Genomic DNA, 20,628 nt, shown 5'->3' with positions numbered 1-20,628 from the left:
CAGCATGGAGAGCAAGCGCAGACCTTCCCTGGAGACGCTGGCGGTGCGAGCGGGTCAGGAGCGTAGCCAGTTCAACGAGCACAGTGAAGCGCTCTACCTGACCTCGAGTTTTGTCTTCACTTCTGCTGCAGAGGCAGCCGCCCGTTTTTCCGGTGAGCAAGAAGGCAATGTGTACTCGCGCTTCACCAATCCGACAGTCGCTGTTTTCCAGGATCGCCTCGCCGCCCTGGAAGGTGCAGAGGCGTGTATTGCCACCGCCTCCGGGATGTCGGCGATCCTCTCGCTGGTGATGGCGCTCTGCAGCAGCGGCGATCACATCGTCGCCTCAACGGGTTTGTTCGGGGCCACGCAGCAGTTGCTCGGTACCATCATGCCGCGCTTCGGGATCCAGACCAGCTTTGTCGCCCAGACCGATGTCGCGGCCTGGCATGCCGCGATGCGGCCGGAAACGAAGCTGTTCTTCCTCGAAACCCCGTCGAATCCGCTGACCGAGATTGCCGACATTGCTGCTCTGGTAGGCATTGCGCACGCGCAGGGCGTGCTGGTGGCGGTCGATAACTGTTTCTGTACGCCGATTCTCCAGAGCCCGCTTGACCTCGGAGCGGATCTGGTCGTTCATTCGGCGACCAAATTTCTCGATGGGCAGGGCCGGGTTCTCGGTGGCGCGGTCGCCGGGCCGAGGAAACTGACCGATGAAGTGTTCAAGTTCCTGCGCACCGCCGGTCCGACGCTCTCCGCGTTCAACGCCTGGGTGTTGCTGAAAGGGATGGAGACGCTGCAGATTCGCCTCGAGGCGCAGTCGTCAAAGGCGCTGCAGTTGGCGCGATGGCTGGAAGATCATCCGCGGGTGGCGCGCGTCTACTATCCCGGCCTGCCTTCTCATCCGCAGTTCGAACTCGCGCAACGCCAGCAGAAAGGCGGTGGTGCCATTGTTTCCTTCGAAGTCAAGGGAGCCCGTGCAGAAGCCTGGAAGATCGTGGATCGCTGCCGCTTGCTGTCGATCACGGCCAATCTCGGCGACACCAAAACCACCCTGACGCACCCATCCTCGACCACGCACGGCCGTATCACGCCGGAGCAGCGGGCGGCGGCTGGCATCACCGAGGGCTTGTTGCGCATCGCCGTGGGTCTCGAAGCCGTCGTCGATCTGCAGGACGACCTCGAAACCGGGTTGTCGTTGATTTAGCGGTCGTTGCCGACAACAGGTTCCCTGCGTTTTGGCCGAGCCAGGTCTTCGCGCTCGCTGGCGGCTTTTCTGAGCGCCTCCTTGACCGCTTCCGGCATCATCGCGTAGGTCATCAGGCTGGAGCCGATGCAGACCAGCCAGAAGAGCAGGAAGCCCGTCGAGTAGGTCGCTATTGCCGACCATTGCACCAGTTCGCCAAACAGGTATAACTGTGCCGGATCGATCATCGTGAAGAAGATCACCTCGGCGATTCCCGCGGCGATGAACGCAGGCCACAGTACCCAGATCACGTGTTTCATGCTTTTCTCCATAAGTGCGCTTGCATGCAAGCGCCAATCGATTTCCCGACGCTGCAAGGGCCAGCGTCAGCGCATTCTGCCTGGACTGGCCACGAACAACTGCGGGTCGACCATCGCCCCGTTGAGAATCACGCTCCAGTGCAGGTGTGGACCGGTGGCGCGGCCGCTCATTCCGGACAGGCCGAGCCGCTGGCCCTTGCCAACCGTCTCGCCGGTCTGCACATCGATGCGCTCGAGGTGGCAGTACATGCTGATCAGGCCGTTGCCGTGGTCGACAAACACGGTCTGGCCGTTGAAAAAATAATCACCGGTGGCGAGCACGATGCCGTGGGCATTAGCCTTGACGGCGCCGCCGCGTGGCGAGGCGATGTCGAAGCCCGCATGTGGCGAACGTGCCTCACCGTTGAAAAAGCGCCGCACACCGAAGCGGCCGGTGAGTCGACCCGCCGCCGGCAGGATGAAGTCGGTGTCGGTATCGTCGGCATCGCGCCAATGGCGCTTGATGCCCTGGATGGCGGCGATTTCGCCCTCGACGCGCGCTAGATCACTGGCCGAGAGCTGCACCTTGCTGCTGTCCTTGAGCGTGATTCGTTGTTCCGGATAGTCCTTGGCGCTGACATGAAAATGCACGCGGCGCGATTTTCCCTGTTCAGTCGCCTGGTCCTTTTCCTCCACCCGCAGTGCGTACGTTCCGGGGGGAGTGTCCAGCGCCAGACCGACCACGCCGACCCATTGACCGGCGTCGGCAGCGACCAGCACCGGCTGTTCACCGAGCCAGGCGCGTGGCGGTCTGGCGCCAGTCGCGACCGGGCCGAGCGAAACCACCGCCACGCCGCCGGGGACGCTGGCTGCCCTGGGCAAGGCGGCGTGCGTGAGCGAGGGTAACAGCAGGGGAAGCAAGAATCGCAGGCACAGGGCGACACGCTGGCGGAGCGTCATGGCATCCACCCCGCTACAGCGACGCAGCGCTGAAAGTGTCGCACTGGCGGACGTCGCCGCTGTCCATACCCCGCTTGAACCAGCGTACGCGTTGTTCGGAAGTGCCGTGGGTGAAGGATTCGGGGACGATCTGGCCCTGCGTCTGGCGTTGCAGGCGGTCGTCGCCAATCGCTGACGCTGCGGTCAGCGCCTGTTCGGTCTCTCCCGGTTCGAGGATTTTCTGCATGCTGTCGGCGCGATGGCCCCAGACGCCGGCAAAGCAGTCGGCCTGCAGTTCGAGCCGCACGGACAGCGCATTGGCGGCGGCCCGGTTGCCGCTTTTCTGCTGTGCCGCATGCACCTTGTCGGAAATGCCCAGCAGGTGCTGTACGTGATGACCGACTTCGTGTGCGATCACGTACGCCTGGGCGAACTCGCCGGGTGCGTGAAAGCGTTCTCTGAGATCGCGGTAGAACGCCAGGTCGATGTAGACCTTCTGATCGGCCGGACAATAAAAAGGACCCATGGCAGACTTGCCCGTGCCGCATGCGGTCGGTGTGGCGCCGGCGAACAGCACCAGTTTTGGTTCCTGGTAACGGCGTCCGGCCTCACGAAAAACCGTCTGCCAGGTCGCTTCGGTGCTGCCGAGTACCTTGGCGACAAAGCTCGCCATTTCATCATTGGCCGGGGGCTTCGCTGCCGGGCGTGCTGCGGACGAAGTGTTGTGGCTGCTGTTCGAAACCAGTCCAAGGATCACCGCCGGGTCGATGCCGAAAAAATAGCCGGCGGCGAGGGCGACCAGCAGTGTCCCGATGCCGACGCTGCCGGCCACGACGCCGCCACCTCGCCGGTCTTCGACGTTCTGACTCTCGCTCTGATCATCCAGGCGCATGGTTTGTCCCTGAGACACACTTGCAATGCTGCCGATGTTAACAGAACGTGGGCAAGATTACATCGCTGAAAGGCACTGTCAAAATAGGGGTTGTATTTCGCGACGGGAAGGCCTACAGTGGCTTCGCCAATGTCGGCAGCCACAAGGAGAAGCGTATGGGGAAACTAACCGCCGGCCTGTTGGCCGTGGCGCTGGCGCTATCAAGTGCACATGCTGTCGCCTGCTCGGCTGAAAAAGCCAAGGATGGGCAAACCGAAATGAGCACTCCGGCCAAACCCAAGACCTGACTTGTCGGTGTATGCAACACGCGCGGCGCGTACCTCTGGTATCGCGCCGCGTTACGTTTCAGCTCATTGTCGTCCGGCCACGGGCGAGGGATATTCAGCATGGCCCAACTCGTTCTTTTGCCCGGCAAGGATCGCTCGCTTGCTCGTCGCCACCCCTGGATTTTTGCGGCCGCGGTAGAGAAGCTCAGCGGTCGCGCGCGACCGGGCGATACCGTCGATGTCGTCGCTGCCAATGGGCGTCCTCTGGCGAAAGCGGCGTGGAGCCCGGAATCGAAAATCCGCGCCCGCGTGTGGACCTTCAACCCCGACGAGATCGTCGACGATGCCTTCTTCAAACGCCATATCCAGGCCGCCGTCGAACGCCGTCAGCTGACACCGGAATTGCGCGGGCAGGACGGTCTGCGGCTGGTTCATGGCGAGTCCGATGGCCTGCCGGGCCTGATTGCCGATCGCTACGGCGACACCGTCGTGCTGCAACTGACGGCGACCGGCCCCGAGAAATGGCGGCAGGCGATCATCCATGCACTGCAGCGTGCGACTGTCTGTGCGCGCATCTACGAGCGTTCGGATTCACATGTTCGTCGCCTCGAAGGGTTGCCGCCGGTGACCGGCTGGGTGTTCGGTGCGGCACCCGCAGAAAGACTCTGCATCGTCGAAAACGGCGTGCGCATGCAGGTCGACGTCGTTGCCGGCCACAAGACCGGTTTCTATCTCGACCAGCGTGACAACCGCCTGCTGACGCGCACCCTGGCCGCCGACCGCGCGACGCTCAATTGTTTCTGCTACACCGGTGGATTTTCGCTGCAGGCGCTCGCCGGCGGCGCCAGCAGCGTGCTTTCGATCGACTCGTCAGGGCCGGCGCTGGCTACGGCCATCGACAACCTGGCGCTCAACCCGCAGCTCGACGCGAACCGGGCCGAGTGGCGCGAGGCCGATGTGTTCACCGAATTGCGCGCGCTGAAGAGCGCCGGGCAGCATTTCGACCTGATCATTCTCGACCCGCCCAAGTTCGCCCCGTCGGCCGCGCATGCCGAGCGCGCTGCACGCGCCTACCGGGACATCAATGCTTATGCCTTCCGTCTGCTCAATCGCGGTGGCCTGCTGATGAGCTACTCGTGTTCGGGGGGCATCAGCAGCGAGTACTTTCAGCGCATTGTCGCCGATGCCGCCGTCGATGCCGGCCGTGACGCGCGCATCCTGCGCCGTCTCGCCGCGCCGCCGGATCATCCGGTAGCGCTGCATTTCAGCGAAGGGGAATATCTCAAGGGCCTGCTCTGTCAGGTCGATTGAGCCAGTGCGCTAACCACCTCCCCAGACCTGCTTGACGCGCGCGTCGCGGCCGCAACTCTGACGGTAATAGGTATAGCGGATCGGGTTTTTCTTGTAGTAGTCCTGGTGATACTCCTCGGCCGGATAGAAAGCGGCAGCGGCGGCGATTTCGGTCTCGATGCGCGGCAGCTTGCCACTTGCCAGCAGGGCGTCACGGCTGCTTTCGGCGGCCTTGCGCTCGGCCTCGTTCTGCCAGTAGATGCCGCTGCGGTATTGCGTGCCAATGTCGCAGAACTGCCGGTTCTTGACGGTCGGATCGATGTGCCGCCAGAAATAGTCGAGGAGTTGTGGATAGCTGACCTTCTGCGGGTCGTAGCTGACGCGGATGGCTTCGGTGTGTCCGGTGTTGCCTGCACTGACCTGTTCGTAGCTCGGGTTGACCGTCTGACCACCGGTATAGCCGGACTCGGCGCCGAGCACGCCCGGCAGTTTCTCGAAATCCGCCTCGATACACCAGAAGCAGCCGCCAGCAAAAATCGCCGTTCTGGTTTCGGCTCTCTTGTCGGCGGCTGGCTCGGCAGCGCCGGCGCCACCGCCAAGCGCCAGCAGCCACAACGCTGCCATGAGCAGGCGCGTGCTCATGTCCGCAATGCCGGTAGTGGCTCGGCGCGCGGCACGAATTGCAGGGCCACGCCGTTGTTGCAGTAGCGCTTGCCGGTGGGCTTGGGACCGTCGTTGAAAACGTGCCCCTGATGGCCGCTGCAGCGGGTGCAGTGGTACTCGGTGCGCGGATAGATCAACTTGAAGTCGGTTTTGGTGGCTACCGCTTCTGGCAGGGGTTGCCAGAAGCTGGGCCAGCCAGTACCGCTCTCGTATTTTGCCGAACTGTCGAAGAGTGGCAGGTAGCAAGCGGCACAGATGAAGGTGCCGTCGCGTTTCTCCTGGTTCAGCGGGCTTGTTCCGGCACGTTCGGTATCTTCCTCGAAGAGCACGCGATAAGCGGGCAGTGGCAGCAGGGTGGCCCATTCGGCTTGCGATTTCCGCAATTTATTGCCAGCGGCCTCGCTGGCCCAACCCGGGCCGGGGGCGGCTACAGGCAGGATGAAGGCGGATATGCCGCCCAGCCATTTCAGTGATTGACGACGATCCATGATGTTCTCCAGTAAAAACGGTTTGCGAATTCCCGCTGGCCAGGCTCAGTCGGGCATCAGTAACATTCGGCCGAAAAGCGCCGTGTCAGTTCCCCAAGCCAGCGATCCGCCGGCAGACGCCTGGCCGGGCAGGGCAGGGCACCGAGGCCTTTCCTGGCGAAGGTTTGCTCTATGGTCGTTGACCGGAGAAGAAAACTTACGTCTTTCTTCGCATCGCCAATCCTTGTCCTGCGGGTGAATCCCGACATTCGCAACTGTGTAGCATCTATGGGCGGGCTGTGATTAAATTCGCAGCCATGATGCTTCCCCATGCCACCCCTGTCGAGACCGCTGCAGAAGCGGAAACCGCCGTCTTGCTGATTCGCCGCACGGGTGCGCGCGCCACCCCGGCACGGCTGCGGGTCCTGCGGCTGCTGCGCGCTGCGCCGGCGGCGCTGACCCACCACCAGATCGAGCAGGCGCTCGGTGATCTGGCCATCGATCGGGTGACGCTCTATCGGGTGCTCGACTGGCTGGTCGAGAGCGGACTCGCGCGCCGCACGACCGATGCACAGCGGACGTTCCGCTATTCGCTTGCCGCTGGCGGTGAGCATGCCGCACATACCCATTTCCGCTGCGAAGACTGCGGGCGGGTGTTCTGCCTCGACGCTGCGCCGCCGGTGCCGCCCAGTCTGCCGGAAGGCTTCTGCCTGTCGCGCATCGAACTCGATCTGTGTGGCCGCTGTGCCGAGTGTACCGGCGAACGCCGATGAACCCTGTTGCATCCCTTCGATGTTTCCAGGCGAATTCACGCTGACCCTGCGTCGCCATCCGGCAACACCTGCCCCGGTGGTGCGCACGATCGAAGTGCATGCGGCGCGTGCCGCCGGTGGAGGCATTGCCCTGGCCTACTGCCTGCGCGGTGACATGGCCCGCCTGCGGATTCCGGCGCCACAGCCACCCGAACCTGCCGATGGACTCTGGGAACACAGTTGTTTCGAAGCCTTTGTCGGCGTCCTTGGCGAGGCCGGCTACCACGAGTTCAACTTTTCGCCGTCGGGTCAATGGGCGGCGTATGCGTTTTCCGGCTACCGCCAGCGCGACGACAGTCGGGTCCTGCTGGTGCCGCCGCAGATCACCGCCAAGCTGTTCGCCGGCAGGCTGGAACTCGAAGCCGTCATTGCCGCCGCCGTGCTGCCACCGCGAGCCGCCACGGCAACATTGCAGATCGGTCTGTCCGCCGTTGTCGAAGCCGCCGACATCATCGACGGCAGCCATAGCTACTGGGCCTTGCATCATCCGGCGGCCTTGCCCGATTTTCACCACCGCGACGGCTTTGCCCTCGAACTGGCGCCAGCGCACGAGTCAAGCTAACGGTCATGACTTTTCCAGGCACCCCCCGATCATGAAAGTCATGACCGTTTCCCTCCCTTGCAGGGCGCATTCCGGCTTGCACGCCGGAATCGTTCGATGGGCGCAGAGCATGCTCTGCGAATTCCCCATCTCACCCCCGACCCCTCCCCCACGAGTGGGGAGGGGAGATTCGTGAGTCGCTGACGCGACTTGCAGATTGAAGGAATCCAGAATGCCCGCCCTGCAATTCGGACTCGATCGCCTGCTCACCGACCCGGCCTTGCGCCGGCCCCTGCGCGGCCGTCGTCTGGCCCTGCTGGCGCATCCGGCGTCGGTCAGCGCCGATCTGAGGCATGCCCTCGACGCCCTGGCCGCTTTGCCCGATCTGCACCTCACCGCAGCCTTCGGCCCGCAGCATGGCTTGCGCGGCGACAAGCAGGACAACATGGTCGAGTCGCCCGAGTTTCTCGACCCGCTGCACCACATTCCGGTGTTCAGCCTGTACGGCGCCGTGCGGCGGCCGACGCCGGCGATGATGGCGACTTTCGACGTGCTGCTGGTCGACCTGCAGGACCTCGGCTGCCGCATCTACACTTTCATCACCACCTTGCGCTACGTGCTCGAAGCTGCTGCCGAGCACGGCAAGGCGGTATGGATCCTCGATCGCCCCAATCCGGCGGGACGTCCGCTGGAGGGACTGCTGCTGCGTCCCGGCTGGGAGAGCTTCGTCGGCGCCGGGCCACTGCCGATGCGGCACGGTCTGACCATGGGCGAACTCGCCGGCTGGTTCATCAGCCGCCTTGCTCTCGACCTGGACTGGACGCTGATCCCCATGCAGGGCTGGCTTCCCGAGGCGGCGCCCGGCTATGGCTGGCCGCTCGGCGAGCGCTGCTGGATCAACCCCAGCCCGAACGCCCCGAACCTGTCGATGGCGCGTTGTTATGCCGGCACGGTGATGCTCGAAGGCAGCACGCTCTCCGAAGGCCGTGGCACGACGCGCCCGCTGGAGCTTTTTGGCGCGCCGGACATCGACGCGCGCCAGCTGCTGCTGAGCATGGACGCGCTCGCAGCGCACTGGCTGCAGGGCTGCCGACTGCGCGAATGCTGGTTCGAACCGACTTTCCACAAACACGCCGGGCAGCTCTGCCACGGCGTGCAGATCCATGTCGACGATGGCTGCTACCGACCCGCCAGTTTCCGCCCCTGGCGCCTGCAGAGCCTGGCTTTCAAGGCGCTGCGGCAACTGCAGCCGGACTATCCGCTGTGGCGCGATTTTGCCTACGAATACGAATTCGATCGCCGGGCCATCGACCTGATCAACGGTTCGCCCTTGCTGCGCGAGTGGGTCGATGACCCGACCGCGACGCCGGCCGACCTCGACGCCCTGTGCCGCAGCGACGAGGAGGCCTGGGCGCAGGCGCGTCAGGAATTCCTGCGGTATTGAACCGGGTCGCTCGCCGACTGGTCGCCGTCAACTGCTGCTGGTCGAGGACGACGACGCGATCGCCGCCGCGCTGCGTCTGCACCTCGAAGAGGCCGGCTATCGCCTGCATCGCGAGTCCGACGGCTTGCAGGCGATGGCGGCGATCGATCGCCAGCGCTGGGACATGGTTCTGCTCGACCTGATGCTGCCCGGCGCCGACGGTTGGGACGTCTGCCGTCACCTGCGGGCGCAGCACGCGGATGTGCCGGTGATCATGCTCAGCGCCCGTTCGGCCGAGGCACACCGTATTCTGGGCCTCGAACTCGGGGCCGACGATTACCTCGCCAAGCCGTTCTCGATGCTCGAACTGGTGGCGCGCGTGCGGGCACTCCTGCGACGTATCGAGCAATTGCGTTCGTCGCCGGCGCCGGCATCGGAATTGCGCTTTGGCCCCTTCCGGCTCGATACCCTTCGCCGCGAGCTGCTGCGTGGCGCCGAAGCCGTTCCACTGACCCTTCGTGAATTCGACCTGCTGTACTTCCTGGTCCGTCATCCGGGCCGGGCCTTCAGTCGCAGCGAACTTCTGCAGCGCGTCTGGGGCGCCGCTTTCGACGGTTACGAACACACCGTGAATTTGCATATCAACCGCCTGCGGACCAAGATCGAAGATGACCCGCGCGACCCGCGCCGGATCGTCACCGTCTGGGGCGTCGGCTACCGCTTTGAAGAGACGCCCGCGTGATCGCTGCCCGCTCCTTCACCACCCGCCTGACGCTGCCCCTGCATCGCCTGGCTGGCCGCATGCGCGACTACTCGCTGCGGACGCTGTACGCCGCCGACGCCCGGCGCGACCGCTCGCCGACCAGCGGCGACGAAGTCAGCGCCATTGCCGCGGCCTTTGCCGAGATGACGCAGCGTATCGAGGCGCAGACGGCGCGCGAACAACAGCAGGCAAGCGCGCACCGCGAGATGATGGCCAGCGTCGCGCACGATCTGCGGACGCCCCTGACGGCGCTGCACGGCCATCTCGAAGCGATGGCCGGCAAGACACCCGCCGAACCGGGGCGGTGCGCTCGCCTGCTGGCCGCGGCGCTGGCGCAGAGCGACAAGGTACGCCGCCTGTCGCAGCAGTTGTTCGAGCTGGCGGCGCTGCAGTCCACCGACCAGGTGCTGCACTGCGAGCGTTTCCGGCTCGACGAACTGGTCACCGATGCCGTGCAGAAGTTCGATCTCGTCGTGGGCAGCGGCCTTGAGGACGGTGGTCTGGGTGTCGGTGAGTTTGGCTTGGGTGGTCATGATGATTGCCGGTGGTTAATGGGCGTCGTCACTCGTCGTCACTCGCCGTCGCCGCCGAGGATCGCCAGCAACTCGTCCAGCCCGGCCTCTACCCGCCCGAGGTTGCCAACGAGGCCCCAATGGATGGCATCGGGGTCGTGACCGAGGTGGTCGTCAGCGAGTTGCTGGAATCGTTCCAACTTGGCGTGGATAGCTGCAGTGCGGGCGAGATAGGCGTCCAGGGTGGTTTGCTTGGTGTCCATCGTTGGCTCCGTGATGTGATTGGCGACACCAGCATGAACGCGCTGTTCGATCAGGAAGCCTGGCTGAATGACGCGATAACGCGAGGAATTGTTGGGGCGATCAACTATGCAATCGGGCTGCCCCCTGTCTTGTCGACCCAAGAGTTGGTAAAGTGTCGGCTTTACGACTTGATTCGACTGTGACCAACTGTCTTTAAGGCAATTGGTGCGGGAACTGCCGATGAACGAGCATTGGGTGTCTGTTGAGCAGGTCGCCGAGCATCTCGGCGTAGTCCGGGATTCCATTTATCGATGGATTGACGCCAAAGGGCTTCCAGCCCACAAGATTGGCCGGCTTTGGAAGTTCAAGTTGTCTGAGGTGGATGACTGGGTGCGCGGTGGTGGTGCGCAGGACGACAACGACAAGCGACCGGCGATGAAACCCCAAAAGGACGCGGTCAGGAAAACAAAAAATGCGACCGTGAAATCTGCGGTCCGACAGGACGATTGAATGGCACGGTTATCACTCGCCAAACTTGAACGGCATCTCTACGCTGCTGCAGACATTCTGCGCAGCAAGATGGATGCGTCGGAATACAAGGACTTCATCTTCGGCATGCTGTTCCTCAAGCGCTGCTCGGACGTCTTTGAGGCCGAGCGGGAGAAAGTCGTCGCCGACCACGGCGAGGCGTTTGCCTACGACCCGATGTTCTACGACAGCTTCTTCGTCCCATCGGAATCACGCTGGCAATATCTGATCGACAACCTCAATGCCGACCGTTACGCGACACTGCTCAACACTGCGCTGACCAAGCTTGGTGAACACAACGGTCCGCTGGAAGGTGTGCTCGACCATATCGATTTCATGAAGCAGGTCGGCAACAAGCGCGTCATCAACGACGAAGACTGCCGGGCACTTGCGCGACACTTCAACCGTTACCGCTTCCGCAATGGCGACTTCCAGTTCTCCGATCTGCTCGGTGCCGCCTACGAATTCCTGATCAACATGTTCGCCGAATCGGCGGGCAAGAAAGGTGGGGATTTCTACACGCCGCGCGACGTGGTACGTCTGATGGTGCGACTGCTCAAGCCGGGACAAGGCATGAGCGTATATGACCCGACCTGCGGGTCGGGCGGCATGCTCATCCTGTCCAAGGAGTACGTGGAACAGTGCGGTGGCAACAGTGCCGATATGCGCCTCGCCGGGCAGGTGCTCGACGTGTCCGCGTGGACCATCTGCAAGCTCAACATGATTCTGCATGGCATCCCCGACGCCCATATCGAGCGCGAAGACACCCTGCTGCACCCCCTGCACCGTGAGGCCGGCGAACTGGAGCGCTTCGACCGGGTGATCGCCAATCCGCCATTCAGCCAGAACTATTCTCGCACCAACATGGAATTCCCCGAGCGCTTCCGCTGGGGGTGGTGTCCGACGACCGGCAAGAAGGGCGACCTGATGTTCGCCCAGCACATGCTGGCAGTGTGCAAGCCGACCGGCATGGTCGCCACCGTCATGCCCCACGGGGTGCTGTTCCGGGGCGGCGAGGAAAGAAAGATTCGCCAGAAGTGGATCGAGCAGGACTTGGTCGAGGCCGTCATCGGGCTACCGCAGAACCTTTTCTACGGCGCCACCATCCCCGCCGGCATCCTGGTGCTGCGCCCGGAGTCCAACCGAAAGCCGGCCGGCCGGCGCGGGCAGGTGTTGTTCATCAATGCCGACGCCGAATATCACGCCGGGCGCGCCCAGAACTACCTCAAGCCCGAACACGTGGAAAAGATCGTCTCCACCTTCGAGCGCTTCGAGAATGTGCCCGCCTATGCCCGTGCCGTGAGCGTGCAGGAACTCGCCGACAACGACTACAACCTCAACATCCGCCGCTACGTGGACAACGCCCCGCCACCGGAGCCCCACGACGTCAGGGCGCACCTGCAAGGTGGTATCCCGGTTGCGGAAATCGAAGCCAAGCGTTCGCTATTCGAGGCGGTCGGGCTGAACCCGGAGCATCTATTCACGTTTCGCAACGGGCCATCTGCCAGCAGTGCGCACAGCGCGCCGGGTGTTCGCGAACCATCGGCGCATTATCTCGCGGCCCAAACAAGCTATGCGGATTTTGCCGACATACTGGATAGCCGTGCCGACATCCGCCGGTTAATCGAGGCCGACACCGGCATCCGCGACCGGCGCGAACAGATATTCGCGGCCTGCGACGATTGGTGGGCTACCCACAGCCACCAGCTGGCTGATCTGCCCAATCGCCGTGACCTCAATGGGGTGCGCAGCGAGTTCCTGGAAACCTTTGGCGTTGCACTGTCGCCGATTGGCGCGCTGGATCGCTTCCAGCTTGCCGGCGTGGTGGCCGGCTGGTGGAGCGACAGCCTGCCCGACCTCAAGACGCTGATGGAGCGTGGCTTCGCCGGCGTCATCGAGGGCTGGCTGGATGCCATCGCCGATGCGCTGGAGGACGACGAAAGCAGTGGTCCGATCTTCGACCCGTTCACCCATCCGCTGGTGCTGAGCACCATGCAGGATTACCTGGCGCGCATCGAGGCCGAGCGCCAGGAGATCACCCGCCTGCGGGCCGAGAAGGAGGCATGGGAAGCCGAGAACCCGCCCGAGGACGAGGAGGAGGCCGAGGGCTGGAACTACGCCAGGAACCTGGAACGCCGCATCAAGGAACTCAAGGACAGCATCCGTGAAGACCTGAAGCGCTTCAAGGAACTGGAAAAGAAGCTCGGCATGAAGAAGTACGCCGGCAATACGGCGTTCGCCGCCGAGCACGCGGGCATCAAAGCTCAGCTCGCGCCGACGCTCGAGCAGATCGCGGCGCTGCAAGCGGAACTCGAACCCTATGAAACCATCACAGCCGATCTGGCCGCTACCCGTGCTCGCTATCGGGAACTGCTAAATCAATTCCTCGATACGCTCACCAAGCGGTGCAACGACATGAGTGGTGAGCAAACTGCCACGATGGTGCTGCGACTCTTGGAAGAGCGGGTACAAGCAGCACTGGATGGAGCCATTGCGAGAAGACGGCAGGTATTGATTTCTTGCATCGAACGACTTTGGGACAAGTACAGCGTCACGTTGCATCAGATGCAGCGAACGCAGCAAGCGCTGCGGGGCAGCGTCGGTCAGTTGCTTCAAGGATTGGGCTATGTGCTCTGAAGCCTTGCCGATGGATTCACCCTCACCTGTAGAACTGCCCGTCGGCTGGAGGGAGGTGCCGCTGCGTGCCGTGGCAGACACGAAATTCAGTAATGTCGACAAGCTCACCAAGTCCGGAGAACAGGCGGTACGACTGTGCAATTACGTTGACGTCTACAACAACGATTATATCACCGAAGCCATCGAGTTCATGGAAGCCACCGCATCGCAGCCCGAGATCGACAGGTTCCACCTTCAGGTCGGCGATGTGATCATCACCAAGGATTCCGAGACTCCCTACGATATCGGGACTCCAGCACGGGTGGACTACGCGACCGACGACTTGGTTTGCGGCTATCACCTCGCATTGCTGCGCCCTGATCAGGATGCTGTTGATTCCGACTATCTGAGCAAGCAGATTGGGCATTCTCGGCTGGCCGGATACTTTGCGCGGATGGCGAACGGCCTCACTCGATATGGGCTATCAGTTGGCGCCATCAGCAGCGCCCCTGTCTGGCTTCCCCCTCTGAACGAGCAGCGACAGATTGGTCGAGCCTTGAGGGAGATTGATACCGCCATCGAGCAAGCCGAAGCGCTGATCGCCAAGCTCAAGCAGGTGCGGGCGGGATTGCTGCATGACCTGCTGATAAGAGGAATCAATGACAACGGCGAAATTCGCGATCCCATCGCGCATCCCGAACAGTTCCAGAACTCCCCTCTTGGGTTGATTCCATGCGGCTGGACAATCGAGACGCTCGTCAGTCGTATCGCGCTTCCGCAGGGCCAAGTTGATCCTCGACTCGCGCCGTATTGCGATTGGATCCTCGTTGCGCCAGACCACGTCGAATCAGTGACGGGGCGGCTGCTTGCGAGTGTCACTGCGGCTGAGCAAGGTGCCATATCCGGAAAGTATGTGTTTGGCCCTGGCGACGTCATCTACAGCAAGATTCGCCCGTATCTTCGGAAAGCTGTTCTGGCCTCTGGTGAGGGTCTATGCAGTGCCGATATGTATCCCCTTCGCCCCAATGACGGAGTCCATCCGCGATTCCTACTTGCAGTTATCTTGGGCGAGCCATTCTCAAGATTCGCTTCCGCCGTTTCAATGCGTAGCGGATTTCCCAAGATCAACAGAGAAGAGTTGGCCGAGTTCGTTACGAGCTGGCCACCGTTCGATGAACAGCAGCGCATCGCAAGCGCCATCGAATTGTGTGACCGCGAGCAGGACGCGATTGAGAACGAACTGACAAAGTTGCATCTTTTAAAATCCGGCCTGATGGCCGATCTGCTCAGCGGCCGCGTCCGCGTACCAGCCGGCCTGGAGGTGGCCTGATGCCCCCTCTGCACAAACTCCTCGCTGATTTCCCGTCCAACCACCCCGACGACGGCAGGCGCGAACAGACTCTGCCCGAGCGCATCGCCGAACTCGAAGCGGAAAACGCGCACCTGCGCGCCGCGCTGGAGCAAATCGCCGGGTTTCCTCACGCGCCGGACGCCTGGATCGTCGCCCGCTCGGCATTGCAGCCGCTGAAGGAAAAGCCCGAGCGATGAGCTTCTCACCTCGCTTCGCCTATTCCCATGCGATGGTGCGCAACCTCGGCCTCATCGAGTCCGCTCGCGCCGTGGTGGATGTGCTGCCCCTGCCGCCGGATCAGGAGCTGCGCCTGAAGCAGGCGGCCCGGCAGCGGGCGACGCGCCATTCCACGCGCATCGAAGGCAACACCCTGAACTCGGAGCAAGTGGGGCAGGCGGTGATGGCGGTGGGCAAGAGTCAGACCGAAATGCAGCAGGAGGTGCGCAACTACTGGCGCGCGCTGGAGTGGATCGAGGAGCAGTTGGAGGCCAATCGGCACCCGTCCGAGGAATTCATCCGCGAGTTGCATAGCATCATCCTGGTGCGCGGCATGGGCCGGCGGGGCCTGCGCAGCGACTATCGCAGGGAGGAATGTCCGGTGGTGGATTTGGCTACCCGCCGCATCGACTACGCTCCGCCGACGCCCGCCGACGTGCCGGTATTGATGCGGGAACTGGTGGCCTGGTGGCAAGGCGAAGCGGCGGCTGCGCTGCCTGGCCCGGTGCGCGCCGGCCTGCTGGCGCACCGTTTCGTCAGCATCCATCCCTTCGGCGACGGGAACGGTCGCACGGCCCGTGCCCTGGCGACGGCCGAGTTGTGGCGCAGCGGCTACGAGATGCGCGGCTTCCTGTCGCTGGAGGAACACTACACGGCAGACCTCGGCGCCTATTACGACCATCTTCAGATGGGTCTGCCGGTGAATTTCTACGACGGGCGCCATGACCCGGACCACGGCCAGTGGCTGGAGTTTTTCCTGGCCACGATGGCGCGTGCGGCGGACGATCTGCGCCGTCAGGCCGTCGACCTTTATGCGCCCCATCGCCGTCGGGCGCCGCCTTGGGAATCGCTACGCCGGGTGCAGCAACAACTCCTGACGCGCCTGCTGATGCGTGGTTTGGAAACCGGTTCGGAAGGCCTCGCGTTCACCCCCTCCGACATGGTCGAGTGGTTCGGTATTTCCGCCAACACCGGACGGGAATGGCTGGACCGCTGGCGCGGTGAGGGATTCGTGGAGCCGGCCAGGGCCGGAGTTCAGCGCGTTCGAGCGTATGTGCTGAGCTCCAAGTGGCACAGCCTGTTACGTGAGGCTATTGCGTTTAGCGCAAGCGTTAACACAAGCAAAACCAGCAAAAAATGACCGAGTGCAAAGCTAAATCAAATGGTTGTTGACGTATCCACCAAGAAATAACACAAGCCTGCGGACGCGGATAAGGGACTTTGGGGAGGCGACATGAGCGATTCGGTTGCTCCGTACGTGGGGTGCAAGATCGAATGGGAGGGACTGCTGGTCGAGCAGCCCTTCTGCCAGCAACTCGAAAAGATGGGCTGGGAGTGGCTGACCGGTGACACCGATGTCCCCGAACTCACCGAGCGAGCAAATTTCCGTGAGGTGCTGCTGAAGGATCGGCTGACCAAGGCGCTGCACAAGATCAACCTTGGCCCGGACGGAGTAAACGGAGCGCAGCCCTGGCTGGATGAAGCGCGCATCGAGCGTGTGATTCACCAACTGGAGCTGACCGCCGGCTTGCGCCTGATGGAGGCCAACCGGCAGCTCACCGAGCTGCTGCTCAAGGGTACGGTGACCGATGGTTTGCCCGGATGGGACGCCGGCCGCCAGCAACCGCTGCGCTATATCGACTTCGATGACTGGAAGAACAACGATTTTCTGGTGATCAACCAGTTCAAGGTGCAACTGACCAGCGGGCGGGGACACATCATTCCCGATGCAGTCCTGTTCGTGAACGGCATTCCGTTGGTAGTGGCGGAATTCAAGAGCCCCGGCATCGAGGCACCCATTGCTCAGGCGATCAACCAGTTGCTCCGCTACACCAATCAGCGCAAGGAACTCTACCCTGAGCAGTACACCGAAGATGAAGGGACCGAGCGGCTGTTCCATTCCAACCAATTGCTGATCGCCAGCAATTTCTTCGAGGCCCGTGCAGCCACTATCGGTGCACCGCCCGAGGTCTATCTGGAATGGGCGGACACCAGCCCGCTGCCGATGTCGCAGGTAGGCGAGGAAGTCGGGCTGATTCCGCGCACACAGGACATTGCCGAAGCCGAAGAGGTGGCGTCCGCTGAACTGCGTGCGCTGGGGCCGGAGCAGGCGGATCGGGCAGGGACGCCGTTGTTCTATCGGCAGAAGGCCATCGAGGTATCGTCTGATACCGCGCAATCGGCAGTACCTTCCGCCACCGGCAAGGGACTGGCGAGCCAGCAGATTCTGGTTGCTGGCATGTTGCGCCCTGATCATCTATTGGACGTGATGCGCAATTTCACTTTGTACCAATCGGGTGAAGGCAAGACGCGCAAGGTGGTGGCACGCTACCAGCAGTTCCGCGCCGTTCACAAGGCCATCGAGCGCCTGAAAACCGGCCGCAGTCGGAAAGCAGGCGCGGAGCGGGACGAACGTGGCGGCATCGTCTGGCATACACAAGGCTCGGGCAAGAGCCTGACAATGGTGTTCCTGGTGCGCAAGATGCGCACGCTGGGCGATCTCAGAAAGTTCAAGATCGTTGTGGTCACGGATCGCAGCGACCTGGAGAAGCAGCTACGCGAAACAGCCTCGCTTACCGGCGAGACTGTGCGCCCGTCCGAAAGTGACAAGCAACGCAGGGAATCGGCGACCGCCGCAACGCAGCGGATTCTGGCCGAGAAATCCCCGGACATCGTGTTCGCCATGATCCAGAAATATCAGGATCAAGTGGCGCGGCGCGAGGCAGACAAGATCAAATTGACCATCGCCCGTAAGGAAATCCGCGTCGCCGAGCAGGGAGTGAACAAGGTTCCCAAACGTGTCGAGGAAATCAAACAGGTCACCTTCGAGGAAACCATCCAGTTCGAACGGTTCCCGGAGCTGAACGACTCCGAGAACATCCTGGTGCTGGTCGATGAGGCGCACCGTTCCCATACCCGGACGCTGCATCGGAATTTGCACAAGGCATTGCCGAACGCCGCCATCATCGGCTTTACCGGCACGCCCATTCTGTCCAAGGAAAAGACGGAGACGCGGAAAATCTTCGGCGACTACATCGACCGATATCTGCTACAGGACGCAGAGATGGACGGCGCCACCGTGCCCATTCTCTACGAGGGCCGCACCGCCGATGGCATGGTGAAAGACGCGACCAGTCTCGATCAGGTGTTCGAGGACTTGTTCCGTGGATACACCGATACCGAACTCGCCATCATCAAGGCCAAGTACGCCACTCAGGGGGACGTGCTTGAGGCACCACTGCTGATCGAGAAGAAGGCGGCGGACATGCTTCGGCACTACGTGAGCGTGGTGTTGCCGGAGGGGTACAAGGGCCAGGTAGTCGCCACCAGCCGCAATGCAGCGGTGATCTATTACGAGAAGCTCGCGGCAGCCAAGGGCGCTCTCGTGGCACAGCTGGAAGCCTTGTCAACGGCCATTCTTGCCCTGTCCGAAGATGACCAGGCCAAGCTGGATGCCGAAACGCGATTCTTGATCGACGCGCATCCGAAGCTTGACCTGATTCGAGCACTCGAATTCGCCGTAGTCATGTCCGGCAACCACAACGACCCCGAATCGTGGAAGAAGTGGACGGACAAGGAAAAACAGGAAGGACTGGTCGAGCGCTTCAAGCGACGCCTGGCGCCGGCCAAGTCGGACAAGACCGACCCCTTGGGCCTCCTGATCGTTACCAATATGCTGCTGACGGGCTTTGATGCTCCGGTCGAGCAGGTGATGTATCTCGACCGCAGAATCATTGCGCATGACTTGCTGCAGGCCATTGCTCGCGTGAACCGTACCAGTGGCCGTAAGCCGCGCGGCTATGTGGTGGATTACATCGGCGTGGCCCGTCATCTGAATGATGCCTTGGGCGATTACGACGCCGATGATCTCAAGGGCATCGGCCTCGACATCAACAACGAACTGCCGAAGCTACGCGACCGCCACGCCCGGGTGATGGCGGTGTTCTCGGACCGGGGAATTACGGACTTGCTCGAAGGTGTCCAGGCTGCGGTCGATTTGCTCGCCGACCTGAAAATTCGTGCCGACTTCATCAACAAGCTGCGTCTCTTCTACGAAACGCTGAGCATCCTCGAACACCGTCCGGAGGTAACGCCGGAAATGTTCCGCGATGCCAAGTTGCTGGGCTTCATCAACAAGGTCGCCGCCAATCTCTATCGAGACTCGACGCTGAATTTGCTCGGCGTGCCGGAACGTGTGCGCGCATTGATCGACAAACACGTCGCAGCCAGGGGCGTAGATCCCAAGATTCCACCGATCACGATTACCGATACGGACTTCGAGAAGGTGGTGGCAGGTCAGAAATCGTCGAAGACCCGGGCGGCCGAAATGCAGCACGCAGCGCGCTACCATATCGTCAGCTTTGAACTCCAGAACCCTGCCTACGCCAAGAAGATGAGCGAGAAGCTGGAGGATATTCTCAAATCATTCAAGGACAACTGGGAGGCGCTGGAGCAGGCGCTGAAGCAGTTCATCAAGGAGCTGAAGGAAGGCGACCGCAACGATTTCCCAGGGCTCGATCCGGATGTCCAGGTTCCGTTTGTACGGCTGGTTCTGGAAGTGGCATCCAAGAATGCGGCGTCCGACACGACACGGGAGCAACAACTGGTTGGCATGACCGTCGACCTCGTCGACCATATCCGGCAGGAGATCAAACGTGTCGGATTCTGGAAGAATGCTCACGCCCGCGACATGCTGACCAAACATCTGGTGCGCCAGTTGATGACCACGGGCGGACTGCAAGCCCAAGCTGCCCGGGATCTCGCCTTCCAGTTGGTGGCGCTGGCGAAACACAATCATGAGGTACTGGCGGGATGAGCGCGGAAACGCTCTCGGTTGGTGATCTGCTATTCGAGGTTCAGCGCAGCAGCCGGCGCAAAACCCTAGGGCTGACAGTTGATCGATCCGGCGAGCTGAAACTCTACGCTCCGGAGGCCACGCCTCGTGAGCAACTGGAAAAATGGGCGAAGAGTCGCCAGCTCTGGGTGTATCAGAAGCTTGCCATTAAGGAGGCATCCCGGCCGATCCCTCGCCCAGCAGGGTATATGAGCGGCGACGCCGTTTTCTACCTTGGCCGTAGTTACCGTGTTCGTTTCGTTACAGACCAGGAGGGGGCGGTACATTGCAGGACAGGATGGCTGGAACTGAGACTGTCGGATAAGACCGACGCCGAGGCACGGATCAGGGAGTGGTTTCAGGCGACGGGCGGGCACTGGATCAAGGAACGGGTGAAGTTGCTGTCTGACCGGTATGGACTTGTGCCGAGCACAGTCGAGATTCTCGACCTGGGCAACCGCTGGGGCTCCTGTAGCGCAGCCGGCCGACTGAATTTCAATTGGCGCCTCCTCCAGTTTCCAATCCGACTGATCGACTACGTGATCACCCATGAGCTGGTCCACCTCGTGGAGCCACATCACAACGACGATTACTGGCGCCGGCTGGAAGGGCTGATGCCTGATTACGCAGACCGAAAGGCGAAACTTCTGGAGACTACGAGAGAGTATGACCGGGTGTAATCTGGTCGATATGAAGACTGGCCTAAGCATTGGTGGTGCCCCGTGGTTTGTTGGCTGGTAATGCTCCGCAGGACTACGCTCTATTGCTCATTGGCCCCTTCGCCGCGGCTTCGATAGGTTGGGCTGAG

General features: G+C 62.2%; 20 protein-coding genes and 1 pseudogene. 16 read left to right on the top strand and 5 right to left on the bottom strand.

The genetic code is table 11. From position 1 onward, the window contains the following. Window positions 1-4 precede the first annotated feature (4 nt). Window positions 5-1,186 (top strand): O-succinylhomoserine sulfhydrylase, encoded by a 1,182-nt coding sequence (locus V5B59_RS15045; protein WP_169068915.1) that lies wholly within the window; start codon window positions 5-7, stop codon window positions 1,184-1,186. On the opposite strand, the gene V5B59_RS15040 is transcribed toward V5B59_RS15045, so the two are convergent. The 3 genes from V5B59_RS15040 to ypfJ form a co-directional block, all read right to left on the bottom strand. Next, on the bottom strand, window positions 1,183-1,485 hold the full coding sequence (locus tag V5B59_RS15040; protein WP_248594594.1) for a hypothetical protein: 303 nt from the start codon (window positions 1,483-1,485) through the stop codon (window positions 1,183-1,185). The two genes, V5B59_RS15045 and V5B59_RS15040, sit on opposite strands and share 4 nt — an antisense overlap. Window positions 1,486-1,551: 66 nt before the next feature. Next, a complete protein-coding gene (locus tag V5B59_RS15035) occupies window positions 1,552-2,424 on the bottom strand; it encodes a peptidoglycan DD-metalloendopeptidase family protein (protein WP_332352009.1) in 873 nt (290 codons plus the stop codon). A 13-nt stretch (window positions 2,425-2,437) separates the two neighbouring features. After that, window positions 2,438-3,295, bottom strand: a complete 858-nt coding sequence (gene ypfJ, locus V5B59_RS15030) for a KPN_02809 family neutral zinc metallopeptidase (RefSeq protein WP_169068916.1) — start codon at window positions 3,293-3,295, stop codon at window positions 2,438-2,440. A 47-nt stretch (window positions 3,296-3,342) separates the two neighbouring features. Between ypfJ and V5B59_RS15025 the strand changes: the two genes are divergently transcribed. Then, window positions 3,343-3,582, top strand: a complete 240-nt coding sequence (locus V5B59_RS15025; RefSeq protein ID WP_169068917.1) for a hypothetical protein — start codon at window positions 3,343-3,345, stop codon at window positions 3,580-3,582. A 99-nt stretch (window positions 3,583-3,681) separates the two neighbouring features. Continuing rightward, window positions 3,682-4,872 carry a class I SAM-dependent rRNA methyltransferase gene (locus V5B59_RS15020; RefSeq protein ID WP_169068918.1) on the top strand — a complete coding sequence of 397 codons (1,191 nt, stop codon included), beginning with the start codon at window positions 3,682-3,684 and terminating at the stop codon, window positions 4,870-4,872. Between the two features lie 9 nt (window positions 4,873-4,881). On the opposite strand, the gene msrA is transcribed toward V5B59_RS15020, so the two are convergent. Together msrA and msrB are read right to left on the bottom strand one after the other, a co-directional pair. Continuing rightward, the gene (gene msrA, locus V5B59_RS15015; RefSeq protein ID WP_034909103.1) at window positions 4,882-5,493 is read right to left on the bottom strand and encodes a peptide-methionine (S)-S-oxide reductase MsrA; all 612 of its coding nucleotides are present in this window, start codon (window positions 5,491-5,493) and stop codon (window positions 4,882-4,884) included. Beyond that, entirely contained in the window at window positions 5,490-6,002 is a 513-nt protein-coding gene (gene msrB / locus V5B59_RS15010; protein WP_034909102.1) for a peptide-methionine (R)-S-oxide reductase MsrB, read from the bottom strand. The genes msrA and msrB overlap by 4 nt, the downstream gene beginning before the upstream one ends. 296 nt (window positions 6,003-6,298) lie before the next feature. Here msrB and V5B59_RS15005 point away from each other — a divergent pair, with 296 nt between their 5' ends. From V5B59_RS15005 to V5B59_RS14945, 13 genes and pseudogenes are all read left to right on the top strand, one after another. Next, on the top strand, window positions 6,299-6,754 hold the full coding sequence (locus tag V5B59_RS15005; RefSeq protein WP_034909101.1) for a Fur family transcriptional regulator: 456 nt from the start codon (window positions 6,299-6,301) through the stop codon (window positions 6,752-6,754). A gap of 19 nt (window positions 6,755-6,773) precedes the next feature. Further along, the gene (locus tag V5B59_RS15000; protein ID WP_169068919.1) at window positions 6,774-7,355 is read left to right on the top strand and encodes a DOMON-like domain-containing protein; all 582 of its coding nucleotides are present in this window, start codon (window positions 6,774-6,776) and stop codon (window positions 7,353-7,355) included. 211 nt (window positions 7,356-7,566) lie between these two features. Next, window positions 7,567-8,778, top strand: a complete 1,212-nt coding sequence (locus V5B59_RS14995) for an exo-beta-N-acetylmuramidase NamZ family protein (protein WP_169068920.1) — start codon at window positions 7,567-7,569, stop codon at window positions 8,776-8,778. After that, window positions 8,684-9,499, top strand: a complete 816-nt coding sequence (locus V5B59_RS14990; protein ID WP_248594597.1) for a response regulator transcription factor — start codon at window positions 8,684-8,686, stop codon at window positions 9,497-9,499. Before V5B59_RS14995 ends, V5B59_RS14990 begins: the two co-directional genes overlap by 95 nt. Beyond that, entirely contained in the window at window positions 9,496-10,194 is a 699-nt protein-coding gene (locus V5B59_RS14985) for a sensor histidine kinase (RefSeq protein ID WP_308240020.1), read from the top strand. Before V5B59_RS14990 ends, V5B59_RS14985 begins: the two co-directional genes overlap by 4 nt. Beyond that, on the top strand, window positions 10,173-10,478 hold the full coding sequence (locus V5B59_RS14980) for a hypothetical protein (protein WP_169068921.1): 306 nt from the start codon (window positions 10,173-10,175) through the stop codon (window positions 10,476-10,478). Before V5B59_RS14985 ends, V5B59_RS14980 begins: the two co-directional genes overlap by 22 nt. A gap of 37 nt (window positions 10,479-10,515) precedes the next feature. Beyond that, a pseudogene (locus V5B59_RS14975) lies at window positions 10,516-10,695 on the top strand (helix-turn-helix domain-containing protein); the annotation flags it as partial. Window positions 10,696-10,785: 90 nt separating this feature from the next. Then, a complete protein-coding gene (locus V5B59_RS14970; RefSeq protein ID WP_169068923.1) occupies window positions 10,786-13,440 on the top strand; it encodes a type I restriction-modification system subunit M in 2,655 nt (884 codons plus the stop codon). Then, entirely contained in the window at window positions 13,430-14,749 is a 1,320-nt protein-coding gene (locus V5B59_RS14965; protein ID WP_169068924.1) for a restriction endonuclease subunit S, read from the top strand. Before V5B59_RS14970 ends, V5B59_RS14965 begins: the two co-directional genes overlap by 11 nt. Next, a complete protein-coding gene (locus V5B59_RS14960) occupies window positions 14,749-14,967 on the top strand; it encodes a hypothetical protein (RefSeq protein ID WP_169068925.1) in 219 nt (72 codons plus the stop codon). The genes V5B59_RS14965 and V5B59_RS14960 overlap by 1 nt, the downstream gene beginning before the upstream one ends. Continuing rightward, a complete protein-coding gene (locus V5B59_RS14955) occupies window positions 14,964-16,127 on the top strand; it encodes a Fic family protein (protein ID WP_332352008.1) in 1,164 nt (387 codons plus the stop codon). The genes V5B59_RS14960 and V5B59_RS14955 overlap by 4 nt, the downstream gene beginning before the upstream one ends. 93 nt (window positions 16,128-16,220) lie before the next feature. After that, the gene (locus tag V5B59_RS14950) at window positions 16,221-19,802 is read left to right on the top strand and encodes a type I restriction endonuclease subunit R (RefSeq protein WP_169068927.1); all 3,582 of its coding nucleotides are present in this window, start codon (window positions 16,221-16,223) and stop codon (window positions 19,800-19,802) included. Beyond that, window positions 19,799-20,500: a M48 family metallopeptidase gene (locus V5B59_RS14945; RefSeq protein WP_169068928.1), complete on the top strand. Its 702-nt coding sequence runs from the start codon at window positions 19,799-19,801 to the stop codon at window positions 20,498-20,500. The genes V5B59_RS14950 and V5B59_RS14945 overlap by 4 nt, the downstream gene beginning before the upstream one ends. The last annotated feature ends 128 nt before the right edge of the window (window positions 20,501-20,628 follow it).

Source organism: Candidatus Accumulibacter contiguus (assembly GCF_036625285.1).
GTDB lineage: Bacteria > Pseudomonadota > Gammaproteobacteria > Burkholderiales > Rhodocyclaceae > Accumulibacter > Accumulibacter contiguus.
Note: the sequence above shows the minus strand (reverse complement) of the source record. Positions and strands in the feature narration are given on the sequence as shown.